At 57.8% G+C, this 22,788-nt stretch carries 20 protein-coding genes; 9 read left to right on the forward strand and 11 right to left on the reverse strand.

Annotated elements, in window-relative coordinates:
* Nucleotides 1–14 precede the first annotated feature (14 nt).
* The gene (locus JT31_RS15940) at nucleotides 15–653 is read left to right on the forward strand and encodes a TetR/AcrR family transcriptional regulator (RefSeq protein WP_038479227.1); all 639 of its coding nucleotides are present in this window, start codon (nucleotides 15–17) and stop codon (nucleotides 651–653) included.
* Between the two features lie 64 nt (nucleotides 654–717).
* On the forward strand, nucleotides 718–1,338 hold the full coding sequence (locus JT31_RS15945) for a LysE family translocator (RefSeq protein ID WP_038479230.1): 621 nt from the start codon (nucleotides 718–720) through the stop codon (nucleotides 1,336–1,338).
* Here the strand turns inward: JT31_RS15945 and JT31_RS15950 are convergent.
* Complete coding sequence (locus tag JT31_RS15950) at nucleotides 1,335–2,108, reverse strand: AraC family transcriptional regulator (protein ID WP_038479233.1); 774 nt, start codon at nucleotides 2,106–2,108, stop codon at nucleotides 1,335–1,337. The genes JT31_RS15945 and JT31_RS15950 overlap by 4 nt on opposite strands.
* Nucleotides 2,109–2,243: 135 nt before the next feature.
* Between JT31_RS15950 and JT31_RS15955 the strand changes: the two genes are divergently transcribed.
* Nucleotides 2,244–3,329, forward strand: coding sequence for an MFS transporter (locus tag JT31_RS15955; protein ID WP_052049073.1), 1,086 nt, complete (start codon nucleotides 2,244–2,246; stop codon nucleotides 3,327–3,329).
* A gap of 431 nt (nucleotides 3,330–3,760) precedes the next feature.
* Here the strand turns inward: JT31_RS15955 and JT31_RS15960 are convergent, their stop codons facing one another.
* Genes JT31_RS15960 through JT31_RS15975 form a run of 4 tightly spaced genes read right to left on the reverse strand, consistent with a single transcriptional unit; the run spans nucleotide 3,761 to nucleotide 8,147 of the window.
* Nucleotides 3,761–5,206, reverse strand: a complete 1,446-nt coding sequence (locus JT31_RS15960) for an NAD-dependent succinate-semialdehyde dehydrogenase (protein WP_038479239.1) — start codon at nucleotides 5,204–5,206, stop codon at nucleotides 3,761–3,763.
* Complete coding sequence (locus JT31_RS15965; RefSeq protein ID WP_038479242.1) at nucleotides 5,203–6,246, reverse strand: aldo/keto reductase; 1,044 nt, start codon at nucleotides 6,244–6,246, stop codon at nucleotides 5,203–5,205. Before JT31_RS15965 ends, JT31_RS15960 begins: the two co-directional genes overlap by 4 nt.
* Nucleotides 6,247–6,255: 9 nt before the next feature.
* A complete protein-coding gene (gene fae, locus JT31_RS15970; RefSeq protein ID WP_144244054.1) occupies nucleotides 6,256–6,759 on the reverse strand; it encodes a formaldehyde-activating enzyme in 504 nt (167 codons plus the stop codon).
* A 26-nt stretch (nucleotides 6,760–6,785) separates the two neighbouring features.
* On the reverse strand, nucleotides 6,786–8,147 hold the full coding sequence (locus JT31_RS15975; protein ID WP_038479245.1) for an MFS transporter: 1,362 nt from the start codon (nucleotides 8,145–8,147) through the stop codon (nucleotides 6,786–6,788).
* 243 nt (nucleotides 8,148–8,390) lie between these two features.
* Here JT31_RS15975 and JT31_RS15980 point away from each other — a divergent pair, with 243 nt between their 5' ends.
* The 3 genes from JT31_RS15980 (at nucleotide 8,391) to JT31_RS15990 (ending at nucleotide 11,476) form a co-directional block, all read left to right on the forward strand.
* Nucleotides 8,391–9,329 carry a LysR substrate-binding domain-containing protein gene (locus JT31_RS15980; RefSeq protein ID WP_235212880.1) on the forward strand — a complete coding sequence of 313 codons (939 nt, stop codon included), beginning with the start codon at nucleotides 8,391–8,393 and terminating at the stop codon, nucleotides 9,327–9,329.
* 78 nt (nucleotides 9,330–9,407) lie between these two features.
* The gene (locus JT31_RS15985; protein ID WP_038479248.1) at nucleotides 9,408–10,106 is read left to right on the forward strand and encodes an aspartate/glutamate racemase; all 699 of its coding nucleotides are present in this window, start codon (nucleotides 9,408–9,410) and stop codon (nucleotides 10,104–10,106) included.
* 203 nt (nucleotides 10,107–10,309) lie between these two features.
* Nucleotides 10,310–11,476 (forward strand): MFS transporter, encoded by a 1,167-nt coding sequence (locus JT31_RS15990; protein ID WP_038479251.1) that lies wholly within the window; start codon nucleotides 10,310–10,312, stop codon nucleotides 11,474–11,476.
* A 1-nt stretch (nucleotide 11,477) separates the two neighbouring features.
* Here JT31_RS15990 and JT31_RS15995 read toward each other — a convergent pair whose 3' ends face one another.
* On the reverse strand, nucleotides 11,478–12,401 hold the full coding sequence (locus JT31_RS15995; RefSeq protein ID WP_038479254.1) for a LysR family transcriptional regulator: 924 nt from the start codon (nucleotides 12,399–12,401) through the stop codon (nucleotides 11,478–11,480).
* Nucleotides 12,402–12,650: 249 nt separating this feature from the next.
* Between JT31_RS15995 and lysA the strand changes: the two genes are divergently transcribed.
* Nucleotides 12,651–13,913: a diaminopimelate decarboxylase gene (gene lysA, locus JT31_RS16000; RefSeq protein WP_038479257.1), complete on the forward strand. Its 1,263-nt coding sequence runs from the start codon at nucleotides 12,651–12,653 to the stop codon at nucleotides 13,911–13,913.
* Here lysA and JT31_RS16005 read toward each other — a convergent pair.
* Both JT31_RS16005 and galR read right to left on the reverse strand, forming a co-directional pair.
* Nucleotides 13,905–14,936 carry a LacI family DNA-binding transcriptional regulator gene (locus tag JT31_RS16005; protein WP_038479260.1) on the reverse strand — a complete coding sequence of 344 codons (1,032 nt, stop codon included), beginning with the start codon at nucleotides 14,934–14,936 and terminating at the stop codon, nucleotides 13,905–13,907. The genes lysA and JT31_RS16005 overlap by 9 nt on opposite strands.
* A 113-nt stretch (nucleotides 14,937–15,049) precedes the next feature.
* Complete coding sequence (galR, locus tag JT31_RS16010; RefSeq protein WP_038479263.1) at nucleotides 15,050–16,060, reverse strand: HTH-type transcriptional regulator GalR; 1,011 nt, start codon at nucleotides 16,058–16,060, stop codon at nucleotides 15,050–15,052.
* A 661-nt stretch (nucleotides 16,061–16,721) separates the two neighbouring features.
* Here galR and aas point away from each other — a divergent pair.
* Together aas and lplT are read left to right on the forward strand one after the other, a co-directional pair.
* Nucleotides 16,722–18,881: a bifunctional acyl-ACP--phospholipid O-acyltransferase/long-chain-fatty-acid--ACP ligase gene (gene aas / locus JT31_RS16015; protein ID WP_038479266.1), complete on the forward strand. Its 2,160-nt coding sequence runs from the start codon at nucleotides 16,722–16,724 to the stop codon at nucleotides 18,879–18,881.
* A complete protein-coding gene (gene lplT / locus JT31_RS16020; protein ID WP_038479268.1) occupies nucleotides 18,874–20,070 on the forward strand; it encodes a lysophospholipid transporter LplT in 1,197 nt (398 codons plus the stop codon). Before aas ends, lplT begins: the two co-directional genes overlap by 8 nt.
* Nucleotides 20,071–20,103: 33 nt before the next feature.
* On the opposite strand, the gene JT31_RS16025 is transcribed toward lplT, so the two are convergent.
* From JT31_RS16025 to mutH, 3 genes are all read right to left on the reverse strand, one after another.
* Complete coding sequence (locus tag JT31_RS16025) at nucleotides 20,104–21,147, reverse strand: NADP(H)-dependent aldo-keto reductase (protein WP_038479271.1); 1,044 nt, start codon at nucleotides 21,145–21,147, stop codon at nucleotides 20,104–20,106.
* A 139-nt stretch (nucleotides 21,148–21,286) separates the two neighbouring features.
* Nucleotides 21,287–21,505: a YgdI/YgdR family lipoprotein gene (locus JT31_RS16030; RefSeq protein WP_008458470.1), complete on the reverse strand. Its 219-nt coding sequence runs from the start codon at nucleotides 21,503–21,505 to the stop codon at nucleotides 21,287–21,289.
* Between the two features lie 159 nt (nucleotides 21,506–21,664).
* Entirely contained in the window at nucleotides 21,665–22,351 is a 687-nt protein-coding gene (mutH, locus tag JT31_RS16035) for a DNA mismatch repair endonuclease MutH (RefSeq protein WP_038479274.1), read from the reverse strand.
* Nucleotides 22,352–22,788: the final 437 nt, after the last annotated feature.

The raw sequence follows: 22,788 nt of genomic DNA on the forward strand, positions 1-22,788 counted from the left end.
TCAGGATCCTGTCAATGTCTCTCGATCGCCGTACGCTTAACCGTCTCGCCACCCGCCAAAAAATTTCTAACGTCGCAACCCGGCTGTTCCTGGAAAAGGGCTTTGAGCAGGTGACGATTGATGAGATTGCCGCGGCGGCGAAAGTGGGGCGGATGACGGTGTTTAACCACTTCCCGCGTAAAGAAGACATGTTCTTTGATCGTGAAGAAGAGGGCCTGGAGATGCTGCGTACTGCTCTGAATCAGAGTGATAAAAACGCTGGCCCGCTGGAAGCGCTGCGCCGTTTTGCCCATCAGCTTGTCGCGCAGAATAGCCCGGTGGTGGCCTTCTCCGTCGCGGGGCAGGGGTTTGTCTCGACGATTGAAAACAGCGCGGCGCTTAAGGCCCGGGCCAGAGAGATACGAGACGAGTTTACCCAGGTGCTTGCCGAAGAGCTGGCCGCTGGCGCTGGCCTTGAAAAGCATGACGCACAAACCCAGTTGGCCGCAGCGCTGGTGCTGGCGACCTGGAGTGCGGCGCTGATTCAGGCGCACCGAACCTTTGGCCAAACGCTGGACAACGCAGCCGCTGAAGCCGTGTTTCTTGAGCTGATCGACAGAGGAATCGCTGGCGTTATCGCGGCGATGAGCGGCACGGTTTACGGCAAAAAATAACGCCATCAGGGCGTTGCCGGGCTGAGGGAATTTCAGTAGATTTATCGTTTTCGGAGTTAGAAAAATGTCCGTCACCGATGCTCTTATCGCCTTTACGCTTGCCGCCACGCTGCTCACGCTGACTCCCGGCCTTGATACCGCACTTATCCTGCGAACCGCCGCCGCCGAAGGTGGCAAAAAAGCCCTTCATGCCGCGCTCGGTATCGACGTGGGCTGTTTTGTCTGGGGGGCTTTGGTTGCCTTTGGGCTTGGCGCTTTGTTAGCGGTGTCTGAACTTGCCTACAGCTTGCTGAAGTGGTGCGGTGCGGCGTATTTATGCTGGCTGGGTATTCAGCTGCTTTTGCGTCCTCGCCAGAGCTTTAGCCTTGCTGCCGGGGAGCCAACGCGTGCCAATAACTGGTTTCTTCGCGGGATGCTGGGCAACGTGCTTAACCCGAAAATGGGCGTCTTTTACGTCTCCTTCCTGCCGCAGTTTATTCCCTCCGGTCACTCCCCTATCCTCTGGACTTTTCTGCTGGTTTCCATTCACGTCGTGCTCGGCACGCTATGGTCGCTGACCCTGATTCTTGCCACGCGCTACGCCTCGGGCGTGCTCAAAAAACCAGGGGTCGTGATGTGGATGGATCGCGTCACCGGCTGCGTGTTTCTGCTGTTTGCCGCGAAGCTGGCAATTAGCCGACGCTAAGGCTGTTTCGCCGTCAGCATGCCCGGCGTTTGCCCGGTCATGCTGCGGTAAAAATAGATAAAGGCGCTGTCGCTTGAAAAGCCAAGCTCTCCGGCCACGGCGGTAATTGGCGCGTGGCTTGCCAGCATTTCCACGGCTTTCATTAAGCGCCACTGCTGCCGCCATTGCTGCCAGGAGAGGCCAGTTTCCCGGCGGAAAATACGGCCAATGGTGCGCTCGCTCGCACCGGTCACGGCGGCCAGTTCGTTGAGTCGTGGCGGTAGCGTGTCACCCGCCAGGTGTCGCAGGCGTTTATCCTGCGGGAATCGTAGCGTCATCGGCTCTTCCCTTGCTGCCTGTAGCTCTGTTACGCACAAGGCGGCCATGTGCATCGGCGCGCCTTGCTCCCAATTTGTTGCCCACGGGCTGGCCGAGATCCTTTCCAGCAGTTCATTGAGCAACGGCGTGACGTTGAGCACCAGCGCGTTGGCTGGCAGCGTGGGGTAACGCTCCGTGTTAAACCAGATTGAGCGGTAGGCCACGCTACTTTTCATTTCGGCGCGGTGGCTCACGCCTCCCGGCAGCCAGGCGACTTTTCCCGGCGGCAGTAAAGAGAGCATCCGGCCTTCATCCAGCGTGAGCTTTACGCAGCCTTCCCGGGTAAACAGCAGCTGCCCCATACGGTGCCGATGCAGCCCGGAATCATGATCCCCAAGTTCAGCCTGCACGCCAATCACGCTGTTATCCAGCGTATCAGGGTTAAATTCCGCGTCCGCGCTTAGCCAGCTCATAATGTCCGATTTCCGCTATTAAATGTCCTGATGTTTATAATGGTTCATTCGCCGTTTTCCTACAATAGCGCCTCTTTTGATGGAGGACGCAGGGTGAACATACACCGTGGAATAGCGCTATTAACCGCGCTGCTGATGTTTCCGCAGATTGTGGAAACCCTTTATAGCCCGGCGCTGACCGATATCGCCCGGCATTTTTCTGTTACCGCCCAGGATGCGGGCTGGACGCTCTCGCTGTACTTTTTTGGCTTTGCCGCAGGCGTGCTGTTTTGGGGGCGAATGTGTGACCTTTTAGGCCGCAAACCGGCGCTGCTGCTTGGGCTGCTGTGCTATGCGGCAGGCGCGGCGGCGGCCCTGATGACTTCGCATTTTATGCTGCTGTTGGCGGCTCGGATGCTGGCGGCCTTTGGCGCGGCCACCGGCTCCGTGGTGACCCAGACGGTTTTACGCGACCGTTTTAGCGGCGGCGAGCTGGCGCGGATATTTTCTTTTATGGGCATTGCGCTGGCCGTGAGCCCGGCGCTGGGCCTCTGGCTGGGCGGCATTATTGTCTCCGCCGCAGGCTACGAGGGGGTATTTTACCTGCTGTTCGGGTTGGCCGTTATTCTGCTGACCTGGAGTGCGCGACAGCTTGAGGAAACGAGGCCGTCGCAGCACGCCCGACATGCTTTTGGCGCGGTTGTGCAACGTATGCTGAAAGACCCGGAAATCTGGCGGGCAACCGGGCTGGTGGCGTTGTTCAATATCAGCCTTTTCAGCTACTACAGCCTGGCGCCGTTTCTGTTCCAGTCCTTAGGCTTTGGGCCCGCCGCTTTTGGGCTGACGGGCGGCGTGCTGGCGCTGGGTTCTCTGGTGGGGGCACAGCTTAATCATATTCTGATGAAACGGAGTCTGAATGCCAAAGCGTTGCTGAATTTAGCCAGTGGCATAGGTCTGGCGGGAAGTGTTGGCGTCTGGGGATTGATGCACAGCATCTGGTTTTTGGCACCGATGTTTCTGGTTATGGTCGCGTTCTCGATGGCTATTCCGGTGGTGCTTAGCACCGCGCTTGGCGCTTATACCGATTGCCGGGGGACGGCCGGGGCGCTGTTCGGCTTCGCCTATTACCTGTTGATTGGCAGCGGGCTGATGATATCCGGCTGGGGTCAACAGCTTGGGATTACGCTGGTGGTTTGCGCCGTGGGGATTGTGCTTGTGGGATGGAGGTATAGGGGGAGTTAACGCTGCCCGATTGCCTCTTAGTCGGAGATAGTCACGATTATGTAAAACCAGCTTAGATTCCGTTCACCCATCTATCTATTTCCCATGCACATTCAGAGCACGGTGAATGTGTCAGGTGGCATTACGCCATCCCCCGAACAGCCCCGGCGCCCGGCGAGCTCATCGCCGCTGAAGCGGTAAACCGACCCTCACCCCGGCCCTCTCCCAGAGGGAGAGGGGGAAAACAGCCAACGTGGAACATTTTTTATTCCCTCTCCCTTCCAGGGAGAGGGTTAGGGTGAGGGTAGGAAGCGACGTTGTGGTTTAAATCGGCGCCGAAGAGAAAGCGAGGCCCGGTCCGGTGGCTGCATATAAGACAGACCTGGTAGTGAACGGAACCTTAGCCGATCCAACACAGACCATAACCGATTCAACACAATCCGTATTCGCGGCTACAGCAACCCACCCAGATTCATGTATTTAGTCTCCAGGTACTCTTCCAGGCCGCAGTCGGAGCCTTCGCGGCCGAGGCCGGACTCCTTCACGCCGCCGAAAGGTGCCACTTCCGTGGAGATAATCCCTTCGTTTACGCCGACCATACCGCTTTCTAACTGCTGCGTGACGCGGAAGGCGCGAGCCAGATCGCGGGTGTAGAGATAGGCCGCAAGGCCGAACGGCGTGGCGTTGGCGCGTTCGATAGCCTCCAGTTCATCGCTAAAGCGGAAGCAGGCCGCCAGCGGGCCGAAGGTTTCCTCGCGCGCCAGCAGCATGGCTTCGGCGGCATCCGCCAGCACGGTTGGCTGGAAGAACGATGCGCCGAGAGCGTGACGCTCGCCGCCGCACAGCAGGCGTGCTCCGTGCTGCAAAGCGTCCTTCACGTGGGCTTCCACTTTTTCAACCGCTTTCTGGTGAATCAGCGGCCCCTGCTGGGCTCCCGGCGTCATACCCGGCGCAACTTTCAGCGCTTGCACGGCGGCGGCGAGTTTCTCAACAAACTGCTCATACACGCCGTCCTGGACGTAGAAGCGGTTGACGCAAACGCAGGTTTGCCCGCTGTTGCGGAACTTAGCCGCCATGGCACCTTCCACGGCGGCATCAATGTCCGCATCGTCAAAGACGATAAACGGCGCGTTGCCGCCCAGCTCCAGCGACAGCTTTTTCACGGTATCCGCCGCCTGGCGCATTAGCAGCTTGCCGGTAGGCGTTGAGCCGGTGAAAGAGATTTTACGCACCGTCGGGCTTGCCATCAGCGTGCTGCCGATAGCTACCGTGTCGCCGGTCACGGCATTGATTACGCCTGCCGGGACGCCAGCCTGTTCTGCCAGCACGATAAGCGCGAAGGCGGAGAGCGGCGTTTCGTTTGCTGGCTTAATTACGGCGGTACAGCCAGCCGCCAACGCAGGGCCGAGCTTGCGGGTCAGCATCGCCAGCGGGAAGTTCCACGGGGTGATGGCCGCCACGACGCCAACCGGCTCTTTGAAGGTGAGGATTTGGTTTCCGGCCTTCGGCGACGGGATGGTTTTGCCGTTGGCACGTTTGGCTTCTTCGGCAAACCATTCGATAAAGCTTGCGGCATAGGCCACTTCGCCTTTGGCTTCCGCCAGCACTTTGCCCTGTTCGGTCACCATCAGTTCCGCCAGTTCGGCCTGATGCTCCATGATCAGCGCGAACCAGCGCTGGAGGATCTGCGAGCGGGCTTTGGCCGTTAGCGCTCGCCACGCGGGCAGGGCGGCATGGGCTGCGGCAATCGCCGACTCGGTCTCTTTTGCTCCGGCGTTTGCCACCAGGGCAACAACTTCATCGGTTGCCGGGTTTAAAACAGCGTAGCGCTCGGCGGCATCCCGCCATTCACCGTTGCAGTACCAGCCGGTTTGAACCAGGGCGTCAAAGTTGCTCATGCGATATTCCTTGTCGTTACGTTGTCGATAAACAAGCCGCGTGCGGCACGGCCTTCTCGCGCGATGCGTTTGCCTGCGGTGTAGTCGTTAATGACGTCGCACGGCGTGTAGTTGCGTTCCAGCTCGTAGCGCTCGTCTTCAGCGAGCGGGGTGCCGAGTGCGGCAATCGCGCTGTCAATTTGCTGCACGGAATCCGCGCCAACCAGCATGCAGTCCACGCCTGGATGGTTCAGAACCCAGGCCTGCGCGATTTGCGCCGGAGGCAGGCCGCGCAGCTGGGCCACGTGGCTCACGGACTGGGCGACATTGCGGGAGGTGGCATCCGCATACATTTCCTGGGTGAAGAAGTCGGTCTGGTTGCGCACGGAGGTAAAGTCGCAGCTCAGCAGGCCACGGGCGAGCGGGCTGAACACCGAAACGCCGAGCCCCTGGTCGCGGCAGAAGGGGATCATTTCCCGCTCTTCTTCGCGGTAGGCGCAGTTCAGCTGTAGCTGCATGTTGATAGGTTTTGCGTAGCCGTTGCGCTCGCAGCACCAGAGGATTTTCGCCAGTTGCCAGGTGTACATGGTGGAGACGCCGACGTAGCGCGCTTTGCCGCTGCGCACGATGTCGTTCATTGCCGCCCAGGTCTCTTCAATAGGCGTGTTCACGTCGAAGTAGTGCAGCATGTAAATATCGACGTAGTCGGTGCCGAGGCGCTTCAGGCTGCCGTCAATGCTCTCCATAATGTGCTTGCGCGAATGGCCCTGGTTATTAAAGCCGGTGCCGATCGGGTAGCCCACTTTGGTGGTGAGGACCAGGTCGTCGCGGCGGGCAATGCGTTTTAACACATTGCCGACCACTTCTTCCCCGGCACCGCTGGAGTAGAAGTCGGCGAGGTCGATAAAGTTGATGCCGGACTCCAGCGCGTGGCGGATCAGCGGCTCGCTTTGTGATTCGTCAAAAATCCACGGCTTCCACTGTTTGCTGCCCATGTTCATGGTGCCGAGGCACAGGCGAGAGACTTTCAGGCCGCTGTGGCCCAGGTTGACGTATTCCATTTCGCCTCCTCAGGCTTTTGGGGTGTAGAAAGGGTTGCCGAGCTGTGGCAGGGCGTCAGCAATCTGGCTGCGCTGCGGCAATTTACCCATCGCTGCGCGAATGGCCTGGCGGCAGGCGCGGTAGTTATTGTGGTAAACCTCGTCGATGTCGTTACAGCCTGGGTTCACCCAGTTGGCGGTGACGATGCACCATTCGTCTTCCGCTTCCGGCGGCAGCGTGCCGTCCAGCAGCGCTTCGGTCACCGCTTTGGCGATGGCGGCCTGGGACGCGCCCCAGGTGGCATTACCGTGCAGCTCGCCGCTGATTTCCGCTTTGTTGACGTACAGCGTCATCGGCTTGGCCGGGACGTTAGGCTTAATCACCACCATAAACGGGCAGTGGCCCTGGCTTGGTGAAGCGAGGCTGCTGGAAAACGCCTGGCCGACGACGCCGCTGCGCGGGCCAATCATGATGTTGATGTGCGAGGCGTTAACGCCGTTACCTTCAAACCCTTCTCCGATATACATTTCCACGAGACTTCTCCTGTTAAGCGTGAGCGTTATTTAGCCGGTTCAGCGGCGGCATTGCCGTGGCGCTGGGCCGGGTCGTGAGCGGCATCGACCAGGGTTAGCCCTTTGGTTTCAGGCGCCCAGGCGAGAGAGACAACGGCACCGATGACGAGCACCAGCGCCAGCATGCCGGTGGTGGCCTGCATGCCGTAATTCAGAATGGCCAGCGGCAGCAAGCCGGTGCCGATGGCAGAGCCCAGGCGGCTCATAGAGGTGGCAAAACCCACGCCCATCGAACGCACTTCCGTTGGGAAGCTTTCGGCCGGGAAGACGCCCACCAGATTGCTGACCGCCGACATCACCAGCGTGAAGGCGGCAAAAAACAGAATTAACCAGCCGGACTGGCTCACCGGGATGACGCTGAGCATCACCAGGCAGGCGGCGAGGAACACGAAGGAACCGATCAGGAAACCACGGCGTGAGCACACTACGGTCAGCAGGATCCCGGTCAGTGCGCCGACGATCAGCAGGCCGTTCAGCAGCAGGTCGGTGGTGAAGTTATTGTTCAGCCCCATCACCTGCAAAATCGACGGCAGGAAGGTGTAGATGGCGAAGTAAGGGATAACCAGGCAGACGAAAAACAGGCTGTTAAAGGCGGTGCGGCGACGGTATTTCGGGCCGAACAGCGACATAAAACGTTGCTTTGAGGCGACCGGGGCTTCATCTACCAGCAGCACGTTAGGGCCGAAGTATTTATGGACGATAGCCATCGCCTGTTCTCGTCGTCCTTTGCCCATCAGCCAGCGTGGAGATTCCGGCGTGCCGATGCGCATCAGCAGAATAATCAGGGCAGGCAGCGCCGAAGAGGAAAGCAGCCAGCGCCAGGCATCCGGGCCAAGCGCCGTTAAGAAATGCCCGGCGAAGCCTGCGGCCACGTAGCCGAAGGTCCAGATCACGCTGAATGAGCCGAGCAGCACGCCGCGATGTTTACGCGGGGAGAACTCCGCCAGCATGGTGTGGCCGACGGAGAAATCGCCGCCGAGGCCGATACCGACCATTACCCGCAAGAAGAACAACTGTTCTGGCGTGGTCGCGAAGAACTGCAGCGCCGAGGCGAGCGTGATAACGACGAAGCTGAAGCAGAAGATCTTCTGGCGACCAACGTAATCGGAGATCCAGCCGAGCACCAGGCTGCCGAGAAACAGGCCTACCAGCGCCGAACTGCCGAGCATCCCTTCCCAAAAGGGGGTTAGCCCCATTTGCGGTTTTATCTGGGCCAGCGCGAAGCCGATCACGCCCAGCACGTAGCCGTCAGTGAAGTGCGCGCCGAAGGTGAGGCCGGCGATTTTGATATGGAAACGGTTTAACGGCACGTCATCCATACGGGTGTACTGTTGTGTCAGGTGGGACATAACGCATCCTCCTGTGAGGGGATTTTTGTAGGGTATTTGTATTTTTTATGTTTCAAGTGCGTTAACAATGTGGCAGCAAAGTGCGCCGACAGGCGAGTGCGTTTTAGTCATACCCCCAGGCGAAAAACGCATGTGATCGCCCTCCTGTTTTACAGAAATAGGTGCGGCGGGGGATGGTGTTTCAGGGCAGGTTAATAACATATTATTAACATGACTGGCGCTTGCCCGTGGATAACGACAATAATGAGAAAACTCCCGTCACTCAGTATGTTAAGAGTCTTTGAAGAGACCTGCCGGACGCTTAGCTTTAGCAAGGCGGCCCAGGCGCTGTGCATCACCCAGAGCGCCGCCAGTCGGCAAATCAAACTGCTGGAAGAGTTTCTCGGCAAGCTGCTGTTTGTGCGTACCCACAGCGGGCTGGAGCTGACCCAGGACGCGATGCTGCTGTTGCCCGTGGTGCGCCAGTCGCTGGATATTCTGGAAGAAGGGGTATGCCACGTTCAGCTGCGCAACCCTTTACAGCACCTGCGCCTGCAGGTGGCGCCGACCTTTGCCACGCGCTGGCTGGCACCGAGGCTGGTGGCGCTTCGCCAGCGTAACGGCCAGCTACAAATTGCCCTTATCAGCGAAACCCGGCAGAAATACAGCGATTTTGACTGCGCTATCCGCTTTGGCACACGTAAGGAAAGCGAAGGGCGAGGGCAGTGGCTGTGCCATGAAAAACTGCTGCTGGTTGCCAGCCCGCTGCTGATGATTGACGGCGTTTTCCCGCCGCTGGCCTCGCAGCCGCAGCTGCATATTCTTAACGGCGATATCCGGCTGGATAACTGGTCGCGCTGGCTCGCTGCGACGGGAGAAAACGACAGCCTGCTTTCCGGCGGGCTGGAGTTCAGCACCGAGGATCAGGTGATCAACGCCTGCGTGACCGGCGCGGGCTATGCGGTGCTGGATCGGATGATGATCCGCAACGAGCTGCGTGGGGGATTACTGGTGCCGCTGGCCGAGCTGGAGCTTGAAAGCGGCAACGGCTACTGGCTGGAGATCCCGCAGGGGAAGCTTGATCTACCGCGGGTCGGCTATTTTTGTGACTGGGTTCAGGCGGAGGTCGCCCGTTTCTGGGGTGAGGAAGATCCGGTAGTGCCGGGTGCGCCTGTCATACCTGACGCGCTGGCCGTCGGGTAAGTAGAAGCCTCCTGATGGAGGCTTTTTTCTTGCCGGGATACGGGTTATAACCGGAGGAAACGACATAAGGGGATGACGATGAAAACGATTGGGCTGCTGGGCGGCATGAGCTGGGAGTCGACGATTCCCTACTACCGGTTAATTAATGAAGGGATCAAGCAGCGTCTGGGTGGGCTGCATTCGGCCAAAATCGTGCTGCACAGCGTCGATTTTCACGAGATAGAGGCCTGCCAGTCCTCCGGTGAGTGGGACAAGGCCGGTGAGATGCTGGCCGAGGCGGCACTTGGGCTGCAAAAGGCCGGCGCAGAAGGCATTGTGCTGTGCACGAACACCATGCATAAAGTGGCGGAACACATTGAGTCCCGCTGCGCGCTGCCGTTTCTACATATCGCCGACGCAACCGGGCGAGTGATTGCGGCGCACGGGGTAAGCCAGGTCGCTCTGCTGGGCACGCGCTATACCATGGAGCAGGATTTTTATCGTGGCCGCCTGCAGGCGCAGTTCGGCATCCACTCTATTATTCCGGACGCATCCCAGCGCCAGCGTATTAATCAGATAATCTTTGATGAGCTTTGCCTCGGGGTGATTAACCCGGACTCGAAGCGCTACTATCAGCAGGTTATTCAAGAGCTGCAGGCGCTCGGCGCAGAAGGGGTTATTTTCGGCTGTACCGAAATTGGCCTGCTGCTCGGCCAGCAGGATTGCCCGCTGCCGGTGTTTGATACCGCTGCGATCCACGCCGCCGATGCAGTTCTCTTTATGTGCGGTGAGGAATAAGCATTTTTCTTTTTCTATCAATAAATTAAATATTACTTCAGCTTTACCCCCACGCCGTGCCGGGTCATGCCCGGCCGCTTATGTGTTATAAATTTGTTATGTAGCGCACATTATTCTAAAAAGCTGCTCCTCTGAAAACCTCACACTACAGGCGATTGCGCCCAGCAATGGCTTTTCATCATGTCTGCAACCGGAGTTATACAATGCCTGTTTCCTTACTGGCGCTGGCGATGAGTGCGTTTGCCATCGGCACGACGGAGTTCGTGATTATGGGGCTGCTGCCCGAAGTGGCGGGGGATCTTCAGGTCTCCATTCCCGTCGCCGGCTGGCTTATCAGCGGCTATGCGCTGGGGGTTGCCATCGGCGCGCCAATCATGGCTTTGCTCACCGCTCGCTTGCCGCGCAAGCTGTCGTTAACTTTGCTGATGGTGATTTTCATCGTCGGTAACCTGCTGTGCGCCCTTGCGCTTAGCTACAACTTCCTGATGCTGGCGCGTGTTATTACGGCGCTGTGCCACGGGGCGTTCTTCGGGATTGGTGCCGTCGTGGCGGCAAGCCTCGTACCGGCCGGGCGCAAGGCGTCTGCGGTGGCGCTGATGTTCACCGGCTTAACGCTGGCGAACGTGCTTGGCGTGCCGATTGGTACCTGGTTCGGGCAGCTTTACGGCTGGCGCGCGACCTTCTGGGGCGTGGCCGTTATCGGGGTGATTGCCTTCCTCGCGCTGGTGGTCAGCCTGCCGTCGCAGAAGGATGAAGAAGCTACCGACCTGAAAAGCGAAATCAAGGCGCTGGCGCACGGCAAGCTTTGGCTGTCTCTCAGCATGACGGTGTTCTTCTCCGCCGCGATGTTTGCGCTGTTCAGCTATGTGGCGCCGATGCTGCTGCAGGTCACCGGGATCACGCCGAGGGGCGTGAGCTGGACGCTGTTCCTGATTGGCGCGGGGCTGACGGTGGGTAATATCCTGGGCGGGCGGCTGGCGGACTGGCGCGTGTCGTTCAGCCTGATTCTTAGTTTTAGCCTGATTGCCGTCTTCTCGCTGCTGTTCCGCTGGACCAGCCACGGCGCATGGCTCGCGGAAATCACGCTGTTCCTGTGGGCGATGGCGGCGTTCGCCACCGTGCCTGCGCTGCAAATCAACGTGGTGCTGCACGGTAAAGAGGCGCCGAACCTGGTTTCCACGCTCAATATCGCCGCCTTTAACGTGGGCAATGCGCTTGGTGCCTGGGTTGGCGGGACGGTGATTGAACGTGGTTATGGCTTGACGGCGGTACCGGTGGCCGCCGCCGGATTGGCGGTTGTCGGGCTGATTATTTGCCTGATTAACTTCAGCAACGGCTCCGGTCACCAGCAGCCGGTAACAGAGCAATAAGCTAGCGGTTGAGCAGCGCGTTTAGCGGGTCACTGTACAGATGCATACTGCGCTGTAGGTGGTCGCTGAACGCGCTGACCAGCGCAGAAGTCGGGCGGTGTAGAGGCCGAATCAGGCTGACGGTAAAAGGCACCGCCACGCTGAATCTGCGCACCACCACGCCCCGCTCGTGGTAATCCAGCGCGGTTAACGGATTGACGACAGACACGCCAGCACCCGCCTGAACCATCGCGCAGACGGAGGCGGCGCTGTGGGTTTCAACCACCATCCTTCTCTTTACGTCATGTTCCTGAAACAGCGAGTCCAGCAGCTGGCGATAGCTGTCGGTGCGCGACAGGCTGATGTAATTCTCCCCGGCAAAATCCTGCGGCGTTAGCTCCGCTTTCCCGGCCAGCCTGTGTCCGGCGGGCAGCACGCAGACTTCGTTCAGGGTTAACAGCGTCTGGCGTTCTGTTCCGGCGGGCGTGCTGACGTTCTCCGTTAGCCCCAGGTCGTGGCGCTGGGCGGAAAGCCACTCTTCCAGCAGCGGGGATTCCTGCGGCACGATGTTCAGGCTGAGATCCGGGTAGCGGGCAAGAAACGGCTGTATCAGGCGCGGTAAAAACGATTGTGAAAAGACCGGCAGGCAGGCGATAGAGAGCTCGCCCTGGCGGAATTCACGCAGGCTTTCCGCCGCATTAATAATGCGGTCCAGCCCGTACCAGGATCGCTGAACCTCTTCAAACAGCCGTAGCCCCTGCACCGTGGGGTAAAGCCTGCCACGGCTGCGCTCGAACAGCTGCAGGCCGATGAGCTTTTCAAAGCGCGCCAGCTCACGGCTGACCGTGGGCTGGGAGGTGCGCAGCAGCCCGGCAGCCTCGGTGAGGTTGCCGGCGGTCATCACGGCGTGGAAGATTTCGATGTGGCGCAGGTTGATGGCTGGCATGTTTTTTTGTCCGCTGGCGTTGTTTTACCCTCACCCCGGCCCTCTCCCTGGAAGGGCGAGGGGGAAAACCTGGTCTGCATGAGGGGGAGGGGGATGAATTGTCCCCTCTCCCCTCTGGGGAGAGGGTTAGGGTGAGGGGATAATTTCTAAACCATATCATATTTGAATAGACTCGCTAGAAAACGATATTTTTTATCACTCACGCTCTGTGGCGTAATAGAGGCAAATGACAGTTACCCGGAGTTCACCATGCCTCGCTCGCTGCACGACACCACCACCGCGCTGAATGCGCAAAACCTGCTGACCCTGCCCGCCGAATTCGGCTGCCCGGTATGGGTTTATGACGCTGAAATTATTCGCCAGCAGATTGCTCAGCTGCGCCAGTTTGATGTGATTCGTTTCGCCCAGAAGGCGTGTTCGAATATTCACATCCTAAAGCTGATGCGCGAGCAGGGCGTGAAGGTGGATTCGGTGTCGCAGGGGGAAATCGAGCGTGCGCTGGCGGCGGGCTATAAGCCGTTGGAAAATCCGGACGATATCGTCTTTACCGCCGACGTGATTGATAACGCCACGCTGGCGCTGGTGGCAGAGCAGAAAATCCCGGTCAATATCGGGTCCGTGGATATGCTGCACCAGCTCGGTGAAGTGTCGCCGGGCCACCGCGTCTGGCTGCGCATTAACCCGGGCTTCGGCCACGGCCATAGCCAAAAAACCAACACCGGCGGCGAAAACAGCAAGCACGGTATCTGGCTGAGCGATATGCCCAAAGCGCTGGAAGCAATGCAGCGCTACGGCATCCACCTGGTCGGTATTCATATGCATATTGGCTCAGGCGTGGACTATGGCCACCTCGAGCAGGTGTGCGGCGCGATGGTGCAGCAGGTGATCGACTTCGGGCAGGATCTTGAGGCAATTTCCGCGGGCGGCGGGCTGTCTATTCCTTACCGTGAAGGCGAGGAAACGATCGACACCGATCATTACTACGGCCTGTGGAATGCCGCGCGCGAGAAAATTGCTGCTCATCTGGGGCACCCGGTGAAGTTGGAGATCGAACCCGGGCGTTTCCTGGTGGCTGAAGCCGGGGTGCTGGTTTCGCAGGTGCGCGCGGTGAAAGATATGGGATCCCGCCACTTTGTGCTAATCGACGGCGGTTTTAACGATCTTATGCGTCCTTCGATGTACGGCAGCTATCACCATATTTCCGCCCTGGCGGGAGATGGTCGCGAGCTTGCTGCACTGCAGCCGAGAGAGACCGTGGTGGCAGGGCCGCTGTGTGAGTCCGGGGATGTGTTTACCCAGCAGGAAGGCGGCAAGGTTGAAACCCGCCTGCTGCCGCCGGTAAAACCGGGTGACTACCTGGTGCTGCACGACACCGGCGCGTACGGGGCTTCTATGTCGTCCAACTACAATAGTCGCCCGCTGCTGCCGGAAGTGCTGTTTGATAACGGTTGCGCGCGCCTGATTCGCCGCCGCCAGACTATTCAGGAGCTGCTGGCGCTCGAGCTACTTTGAGATCTTTCTTCCGGCCTCGAACCAGGGGCCGGGTGCAACGGAATCTCTCAGCACCAGGGTACCTACAAACGGCGGGATTGGCTCTAACGGCTCGCCGCTTGAGAGCTTAATGGCCCGATCGATGGCGGTAATAATCATGTTGTCGATGGGCAGATAGACGGATGACAGCGCCGGCTCCAGCCATTGCGCGCTTGGCGCGTCATCAAAACCAAACAGCGAGATATCCTGCGGAATGCGAATCCCGGCCTGGTGCAGCGCTTTGGATGCGCCCAGCGCCATATCGTCGTTGCAGGAGAACAGGGCGCTGAAGGTTACGCCGCTGGCCAGCAATTCCTGGCACAAATGGTGCCCTTCTGTCATGGTCGAATCCCCGTACTTCACCCGGTTTTCATCCCACGCAATGCCGTGTTTTTGCAGCGCTTTGCGGTAGCCCATCAGGCGCGCTTTGCCGGTTGGCGTGGAGATAGGCACGGTTATGCAGGCTATCTCTCTGTGCCCCTGCTGAATCAGATATTCGGTGGCCTGAAAGGCGGCATCCTGCTGTTCGAAGAAGACGCAGCGTTCACGTGCCAGGGTGACATCGCGGTTGATCACCACCAGCGGTACCTGGATGGCGTTCATCAGCGACATTAGCGCCCGCTCGCTCATAAAACGGGTGTAGAGAACGATAGCGTCACAGTGCCTGTCCGCCAGCATTTGCACGGCGTCCAGCTCTTTTTCAGGCGTGTCGTGCCCGTCGGTGACGATCAGCTGTTTGCCGTAGAATTCCGTGCGGCGTGAAGCCTGCTGCAGAAGGCGGCCAAAGTAAAAGCCATCAAAAGTGGAGACAACCAGCCCGATGCTGTTACTGCTGCGGTTGGCGAGCGAACGTGCCAGAAAATTGGGCTTATAGCCCAGCTCTTCCATGGCCTTAAACACCTGTTCGCGGGTGCTTGCTTTAACCTGTCCGGTGCCGTTTAACACGCGAGATACCGTCGCTTTGGAAACCCCTGCGCGTAACGAGACATCTAACATTGTTACCATTGTTTCCTTCCCGATCTGGACGCTGTCGCGATTTTACAGCAGTTTATCACAGGAGTTTGGTGCGCAAGCGGCGTTGCCGTTTGGCCGTGCAAATTGTCGTACCAGATCACGCTTTAGCTATTTTCGTTCGGGGACACGACCGAGTGACGACGCACCAGCGTCGGGCTGAACATGTGGGTAATTTCCGGTAGCGGCTGGTTTTCGGCCAGCGCCAGCGCGAGTTCCGCCGCCTGAGTTGCCATGGTTACAATCGGGTAGCGAACCGTGGTCAGCTTCGGGCGCACGTAGCGTGAAATCAGCACGTCATCAAAGCCAATCAGCGAAATCTCGCCTGGAACATCAATCCCGTTGTCGTTCAGCACGCCCATTGCCCCTGCGGCCATTGAGTCGTTGTAGCAGGCCACGGCGGTGAAGTTTTTGCCACGCCCCAGCAGCTCCGTCAGGGCCTGTTCGCCGCCGCTTTCATCGGGTTCACCAAAGGTCACCAGGCGTTCGTTAATCGGAATATTGTGTTCGCGCAGCGCGTCGTAGTAGCCCTGCAGGCGATCTTCTGCGTCGGAAATCTGGTGGTTTGAGCAGATATAGCCGATGCGGGTGTGGCCCTGCTGAATTAAATGACGGGTGGCAAGCCAGGCACCGTAGCGGTCATCCAGCGCAACGCAGCGCTGTTCGAACCCTGGCACGATGCGGTTGATCAGTACCATGCCGGGGATCTGCTTCATCAGGGAGATAAGCTCTTCGTCCGGGAGCTTTTTGGCGTGAACGACCAGCGCCGCGCTGCGGTGACGAATAAGCTGCTCGATGGCCTGGCGCTCTTTTTGTTCGCTGTGGTAGCCGTTGCCGATCAGCAGGAAGTTGCCGGTGCGGTAGGCGACCTGTTCAACGGCTTTCACCATGGCACCAAAAAAGGGATCGGAAACGTCGCCGACGATCAACCCAATGGTTTCAGTGGCCTGCTGAGCCAGCGCCCGGGCGTTAGCGTTAGGATGATAGTTTAGCGCTTCCATGGCGCTGTTCACCGCCTGCTTTGAGGCCTCGCTGGCTTTTGGAGAGTGGTTAATAACGCGTGATACCGTGGCGACAGAGACACCAGCCAGCCGAGCTACATCCTTAATTGTCGCCATCAAATACCTTCCTGTTAGGGGTAATCGTTTACACAGCGTTTAGTGTTACGGAAAACCCTTGTGACTGCAAGGCAACAACTGACGAATGCCTCGCAAACTGGAACAAAATCAAGGCGAAAGCGTGTAACGGTTACACCTGTCTCAACGAGCTGCCTCTTTTTAGTGCATCTTGCGGATTTTTAAACGTTTCTGCCCAAATTTTTGCTTACATTTTGCAGTCGGCTGTTGCGATTTCAGCGTAGCTAAAATGAAGGCGTCGCTGCTACATTTGTTGTCCCAGAGGTATTGATAGGTGAAGTCAGCGACTAATTGCTGATCCTATGAATTACACCAACCTGCGCGGATGCGCAGGTTTTTTTTTGCCTGAATCCCGCCGCCTGTAACAAGAATCGAGAATTTAAACACCTGGTTGCACTTGGGCTCATTCCCTTGCTTTTTGCCGCTGGTTTCACCGCCAGTGGCGCGAGACAATTCAGATCCCAGAGGTATTGATTGGTGAGAATTCCTGGTACTCTGCTGAGTACAATTCTTTTGCACCAACCTGCGCAGATGCGCAGGTTTTTTTTTGCCATTTTTTGAGCCCCCTCCCGCACTTAACGCATCTGGTGTACTCTTCGACTCTACACTTAACGCTTGCCGACAGACGACAAAGAGAGTCGCTATGCTTTTTGCTTTTTTCCGCGCGCTATTCCGCATTCTGTTCCGGGTAACCCTTTCCGGCGATCCGCAGGTTCTTCATTTACAGCGGGTGCTTATTGTTCCAAACCACGTGTCGTTTCTGGATGGGATCCTCGTCGCACTGTTTCTGCCGGTGCGCCCGGTGTTTGCGGTCTACTCTTCGATCAGCGAGCAGTGGTTTATGCGCTGGCTCAAGCCGCTGATTGACTTTGTGCCCCTTGACCCGACCAAGCCGATGTCGATTAAGCACCTTGTTCGCCTGGTGGAGCAGGGCCGTCCGGTAGTGATTTTCCCGGAAGGACGTATCAGCCTGACCGGCTCGTTGATGAAAATCTACGACGGAGCCGGGTTTGTGGCGGCAAAAGCCCAGGCAACGGTTGTCCCTTTACGTATCGACGGCGCGGAGCTGACCTTCTTTAGTCGCCTGAAAGGGTTGGTAAAACGTCGGGCTTTCCCACGTATTAGCCTGCATTTGTTGCCGCCAACCGCCATTGCAATGCCGGAAGCGCCACGGGCAAGGGATCGCCGCAAAATGGCCGGCGAGATGCTGCATCAGATAATGATGGAAGCGCGAATGGCGGTACGTCCGCGCGAGACGCTTTTTGAGGCTCTGCTGGCGGCAAAAGATCGCTATGGTTCACGCAAAAACTGCATTGAAGACATTAACTTTAAGCCAGATACCTACCGTTCACTGCTGACTAAAACTCTGTTTGTGGGCCGAATCCTCGATAAATACAGCGAGCAGGGCGAAACTATTGGTTTAATGCTGCCGAATGCGGCTATCAGCGCGGCGGTAATTTTTGGCGCTTCTTCACGCGGCCGTATTCCGGCGATGATGAACTACACGGCCGGCGTAAAAGGGCTGACCAGCGCGATTACCGCAGCGCAAATCAAAACTGTCTTCACCTCTCGCCAATTTCTGGAAAAGGGCAAACTGTGGCATCTGCCGGAACAACTGACGCAGGTGCGCTGGGTGTATCTGGAAGATTTGAAATCTACGGTCACCATGAAGGACAAAGTTTGGATCTTTGCCCATCTGCTTGCGCCGCACCTGGCGCAGGTGAAACAGCAGCCCGAAGACGCGGCGATGGTGCTGTTTACCTCCGGCTCGGAGGGCAACCCGAAAGGCGTGGTGCACAGCCATAAGAGCCTGCTGGCCAACGTCGAGCAGATTCGCACCATCGCTGACTTTACCGCTGACGATCGCTTTATGTCCGCGCTGCCGCTGTTCCACTCTTTTGGGCTAACGGTGGGGTTGTTCACGCCGTTGCTGACCGGCGCGGAAGTGTTCCTCTATCCAAGCCCGCTGCACTATCGCGTGGTGCCTGAACTTATCTATGACCGTAACTGTACGGTCGTGTTTGGCACCTCGACGTTCCTCGGTAACTATGCGCGCTTTGCCAATCCTTATGATTTCTTCCGCCTGCGCTATGTGGTCGCCGGGGCAGAAAAACTGCAGGAAAGCACCAAACAGCTGTGGCAGGACAAGTTTGGCCTGCGCGTTCTGGAAGGCTACGGCGTGACCGAATGCGCGCCGGTGGTTTCTATTAACGTGCCGATGGCGGCGAAGCCGGGGACGGTGGGGCGTATTCTCCCGGCGATGGACGCTCGCCTGCTGGCGGTGCCCGGCATTGAGCAGGGCGGAAGGCTGCAGCTCAAGGGGCCAAACATCATGAACGGCTATCTGCGCGTTGAAAATCCAGGCGTGCTGGAGCGGCCAGAAGCCGAGAACAGTCTCGGCGAAATGGAGCCAGGCTGGTACGACACCGGCGATATCGTGACCTTTGATGAGCAGGGCTACTGCGTGATTCAGGGGCGTGCGAAACGCTTTGCCAAAATCGCCGGGGAGATGGTATCACTTGAGATGGTTGAGCAGATGGCGATCGGTATTTCGCCTGACAAACTGCATGCCACGGTGGTTAAGCACGATGCGGCCAAAGGCGAAGCGTTGGTGATGTTTACCACCGACAGCGAGCTTAACCGCGAAAAACTTCTGCGCTATGCGCGTGAGCACGGCGTGCCCGAGCTGGCGGTGCCGCGCGATATTCGCTTCCTCAAACAGCTGCCGGTGCTGGGCAGCGGAAAACCAGATTTTGTCACCCTGAAAGCACAGGTTGATGAAGCGGAGAAGGCCCATGGCTGAACAGGCTGGCAATAGCGGTTCTTTGTGGTCCCGGGGCATGATGGCGGTGACCGCGGCGCAGTTTTTATCGGCCTTTGGCGACAATGCGCTGCTGTTTGCGACGCTCGCGGTGCTCAAGCAGCAGTTCTACCCGGACTGGAGCCAGCCGGTGCTCCAGATGGTGTTTGTCGGCGCCTACATCCTGTTTGCACCTTTTGTGGGGCAGGTGGCCGATAGTTTCGCCAAAGGGCGAGTGATGATGCTGGCCAACAGCATGAAGCTTGTCGGCGCAGCGGTGATTGCGGTGGGGCTGAATCCTTTTGTCGGCTACACGCTCGTAGGCATTGGCGCGGCGGCCTATTCCCCGGCTAAATACGGCATTCTCGGCGAGTTAACGACCGGGGACAGGCTGGTGAAAGCCAACGGCCTGATGGAGTCCTCTACCATTGCCGCTATCCTGCTTGGGTCGGTGGCTGGTGGGGTGCTGGCGGACTGGAACCTGACGGCGGCGCTGGTGGTCTGTGCGCTGGTTTACGGCGGGGCGGTGATAGCCAACGTCTTTATCCCTAAACTTGCCGCGGCGCGTCCCGGTCAGTCCTGGCGCTTTAAGCCGATGACCCACAGCTTCTTTTTCGCCTGCCGCAGCCTGTGGCGCAGCGGGGAAACGCGATTCTCGCTGGTGGGTACCAGCCTGTTCTGGGGGGCGGGCGTGACGCTGCGCTTCCTGCTGGTGCTGTGGGTGCCGGTTGCATTGGGGATCACGGATAACGCCACGCCTACCTACCTGAATGCGATGGTTGCGGTCGGGATTGTGGTGGGGGCCGGGGCCGCAGCGAAGCTGGTGACGCTCGAAACCGTTGCCCGCTGCATGCCTGCCGGAATATTGATAGGCGTCGGAGTGCTTATTTTTGCTCTCCAGCACGCTCTGCTTCCATCCTATGCCTTACTGGTGCTGATAGGCCTGCTGGGTGGTTTCTTTGTGGTGCCGCTTAACGCGCTGCTCCAGGAACGCGGCAAGCACACCGTTGGCGCGGGCAACGCGATCGCCGTGCAGAATCTGGGCGAAAATACCGCCATGCTTTTGATGCTCGGTCTGTTCTCGCTGGCGGTGAAAACCGGGGCGTCGATTGTTGGGATTGGGATCGGGTTTGGTGCGGTGTTTGCGCTGGCGATTAGCGCGCTTTGGCTGTGGCAAATCAAGCAGAAATAGCAGTAAGGCCCTCTTTTGGAGGGCCGAACTTTCTTACGGAGCCGGATAAGTATAAATCCGATGCGCCGCTTCAATCTCCTCAATCACCTCTTCACCTAGCGTCAGATTCAGGCTTTCAAGGTTGGTCTTAAGCTGTTCCATCGTGGTGGCGCCGAGCAGCGTGCTGGCGACAAACGGCTGACGGCGAACGAAGGCCAGCGCCATCTGCGCCGGATCCAGATTATGGCGTTTCGCTATCTCGACGTAGGCCGCAACGGCTTTCTGTGACTGTTCGCTGCTGTAGCGGGTAAAACGGCTAAAGAGCGTGTTGCGGGCGCCAGCCGGTTTTGCCCCGTTCAGGTATTTGCCCGACAGTACGCCAAAGGCGAGGCAAGAATACGCGAGCAGCTCCACGCCCTCGTGCTGGCTTATTTCAGACAGGCCAACCTCAAAGCTACGGTTTAACAGGCTGTACGGGTTTTGAATCGTGACGATGCGCGGCAGATCGTGTCTCTCAGCAAGCTGCAGGTAGCGCATCACGCCCCAGGCCGTTTCGTTCGAGACGCCGATATAGCGAATCTTCCCGGCACGCTGGCACTCCGTAAGCGCTTCGAGCGTTTCCAGCAGCGTTACCGGCAGCGACGTTGTGTCGTTCCAGGTGTAGCCGAGCTTGCCGAACATGTTGGTCTGGCGCTGCGGCCAGTGAACCTGGTAAAGATCCAGATAATCGGTTTGCAGGCGCTTGAGGCTGGCGTCCAGCGCTTCACGAATGTTTTTGCGGTCGAGGATCTGGTTAGGGCGGATGCCCGCGTCGTTATTACGGGCCGGGCCGCTAACTTTAGAGGCGATGACCAGCTTTTCACGGTTGCCGCGCGCTTTCAGCCAGCTTCCTACATAGCTTTCCGTTAAGCCCTGAGTTTCCGGGCGCGGGGGCACCGGGTACATTTCCGCGACATCAATCAGATTCACGCCCTGACTGACGGCATAGTCGAGCTGCTGGTGGGCATCGGCCTCGCTGTTTTGTTCACCAAAGGTCATGGTTCCCAGCCCCAGCGTGCTGACTTCAAGTGAACTGTGGGGGATACGGTGATAGTGCATAGCCGGCTTCCTGTTGTTCTTTTGATACGTCAGGCATCGTTACCCGACAAAAGGTCTATAAACATGGCAGAGGCCGAGGCAAAGCGAAAGAGGGGAGGCAAGAAAAGTCACCAGGCCAGCCGGTGGGCTGACCCTGAGATTAGCGCTCGATAATCTGGGAAACGTCGTTGCGGTTGATCTGCATTTCGTTACCCTGCTGGTCGCGATAACTGACCAGACCTGTGTCTTCATCAACCTTAGGTTTACCTTCGGTCAAAATCATTCGTCCATCTTTGGTTGCCATCACATAGTCACTGCTGCAGCCTGAAACGGCAAAGGCAAGACCAATGGCGGAGATTGCTACTGCCCATTTAGTCATCGTTGTGTTCCTCGTCAGGAAGGGATCCCGTTAATAAGTCTAGTAATAACCTGATGAACAGGGGAAGGAAAGCAGCAAATTCTTATTAGGGCGAGGGAAATGTAACATTCTCCGGCGTGTACTGACATAAACCTGGATTGCCTTTCCCTACCGCAGCGCTTAGAGCGTGAAGTGCCGTGCGAGCAGCGCAGCCGTAAAGTTCTTCTTCAAATAAAAGCCGCGTGGCAGCGTGAGAATAGGCGCACCATCGGCGCCGATGGCCTCGGTTAATGCCCGGCTGTTGGCGGCTTTGGGCCTCAGCTGCAGCACTTCGCCGTGGCGGGCGGTAATACGCTCGACCTGGCCCAGCACAATCAAGTCCATCAGCTCTTCCCAGTCCAGACGCAGCTGCCGCTCTTCTTCTTCTGAGGGACTCCAGAGCAGAGGAGAGCCAACGTGCCGCTCGGCGAGTGGAATTTGCCTTTCACCTTCCACCGGGATCCACAGCACGCGCTTGAGCTTGTGCCGCACGTGGCTGGTTTCCCAGACAACGCCGCTATTACCGGTTAGTGGCGCGACGCACACAAAAGTGGTTTCCAGCGGGCGGCCAAGGCTATCCACCGGGATCGTTTTAAGCTCGATGCCGAGATTAGCAAAGTCCTGCTCGGGCTTGCTGCCCGCGCTGGCGCCCAGCCACAGCTCCAGCAAAACGCCAATCCAGCCTTTGTCTCTTTTCAGGTCTTTCGGCGTCTGTAGCCCGGCGCAGGCCGACAGTTCTCCCAGGGTATAACCGGCTACCTGCTGGGCCTGCTGGAGCAGTTCGGCTTCACTCTTTGGGGGCGTAATTAGGGGACGTATCGGTTGCATAGCTCGTTGATGTTTTTTGGTTAAAAAATGAACGCACTTTGTTCACAGCGAAAGTTTAGTTTAGTCGTCTGAGGATAAGATTAACAATATTCTGATTTATAATGATTTTTTTAAGTCAGCCGTTTCGCTGTGGCGGCATGAAAAAAGCTTTTCCAAATCTGGTCACTGGCAATGAACAGGATCTTACACCATGTTATCCACAGAAAAATGGGATAACTGGGAAAAAGCTCGACTACTGGTTCCATTTACAGCCTTGACGGGGCGGTAAAAACCAATTTTTCACCGATTTGTGCCTAACTTGTTTGCACAATCTGTGGATAAAAACGACATTGCTCGATCTTTCATCAGTCAACGATCTTCGTATGTGACGATCGTCACATTATGAAAGCGATGTGTCATTTTTATGGTATTATAGTTATGATATATAAAGACTTTAA

Origin of the sequence: Cedecea neteri (genome assembly GCF_000757825.1) — a bacterium.
Lineage (GTDB): Bacteria > Pseudomonadota > Gammaproteobacteria > Enterobacterales > Enterobacteriaceae > Cedecea > Cedecea selenatireducens.

Bases quoted from the DNA above. Each gene is read 5' to 3' on its own strand.
- JT31_RS16030 (WP_008458470.1), bottom strand. From the start codon at position 21,505: ATGACTAAATGGGCAGTAGCAATCTCCGCCATTGGTCTTGCCTTTGCC.
- lysA (WP_038479257.1), top strand. From the start codon at position 12,651: ATGCCTCGCTCGCTGCACGACACCACCACCGCGCTGAATGCGCAAAAC.
- JT31_RS15990 (WP_038479251.1), top strand. From the start codon at position 10,310: ATGCCTGTTTCCTTACTGGCGCTGGCGATGAGTGCGTTTGCCATCGGC.
- mutH (WP_038479274.1), bottom strand. From the start codon at position 22,351: ATGCAACCGATACGTCCCCTAATTACGCCCCCAAAGAGTGAAGCCGAA.
- JT31_RS15980 (WP_235212880.1), top strand. From the start codon at position 8,391: ATGAGAAAACTCCCGTCACTCAGTATGTTAAGAGTCTTTGAAGAGACC.
- aas (WP_038479266.1), top strand. From the start codon at position 16,722: ATGCTTTTTGCTTTTTTCCGCGCGCTATTCCGCATTCTGTTCCGGGTA.
- JT31_RS15945 (WP_038479230.1), top strand. From the start codon at position 718: ATGTCCGTCACCGATGCTCTTATCGCCTTTACGCTTGCCGCCACGCTG.
- JT31_RS15995 (WP_038479254.1), bottom strand. From the start codon at position 12,401: ATGCCAGCCATCAACCTGCGCCACATCGAAATCTTCCACGCCGTGATG.
- lplT (WP_038479268.1), top strand. From the start codon at position 18,874: ATGGCTGAACAGGCTGGCAATAGCGGTTCTTTGTGGTCCCGGGGCATG.
- JT31_RS16005 (WP_038479260.1), bottom strand. From the start codon at position 14,936: ATGGTAACAATGTTAGATGTCTCGTTACGCGCAGGGGTTTCCAAAGCG.
- galR (WP_038479263.1), bottom strand. From the start codon at position 16,060: ATGGCGACAATTAAGGATGTAGCTCGGCTGGCTGGTGTCTCTGTCGCC.
- JT31_RS15985 (WP_038479248.1), top strand. From the start codon at position 9,408: ATGAAAACGATTGGGCTGCTGGGCGGCATGAGCTGGGAGTCGACGATT.
- JT31_RS15940 (WP_038479227.1), top strand. From the start codon at position 15: ATGTCTCTCGATCGCCGTACGCTTAACCGTCTCGCCACCCGCCAAAAA.
- JT31_RS16025 (WP_038479271.1), bottom strand. From the start codon at position 21,147: ATGCACTATCACCGTATCCCCCACAGTTCACTTGAAGTCAGCACGCTG.
- JT31_RS15975 (WP_038479245.1), bottom strand. From the start codon at position 8,147: ATGTCCCACCTGACACAACAGTACACCCGTATGGATGACGTGCCGTTA.
- JT31_RS15965 (WP_038479242.1), bottom strand. From the start codon at position 6,246: ATGGAATACGTCAACCTGGGCCACAGCGGCCTGAAAGTCTCTCGCCTG.
- JT31_RS15950 (WP_038479233.1), bottom strand. From the start codon at position 2,108: ATGAGCTGGCTAAGCGCGGACGCGGAATTTAACCCTGATACGCTGGAT.
- JT31_RS15955 (WP_052049073.1), top strand. From the start codon at position 2,244: ATGTTTCCGCAGATTGTGGAAACCCTTTATAGCCCGGCGCTGACCGAT.
- JT31_RS15960 (WP_038479239.1), bottom strand. From the start codon at position 5,206: ATGAGCAACTTTGACGCCCTGGTTCAAACCGGCTGGTACTGCAACGGT.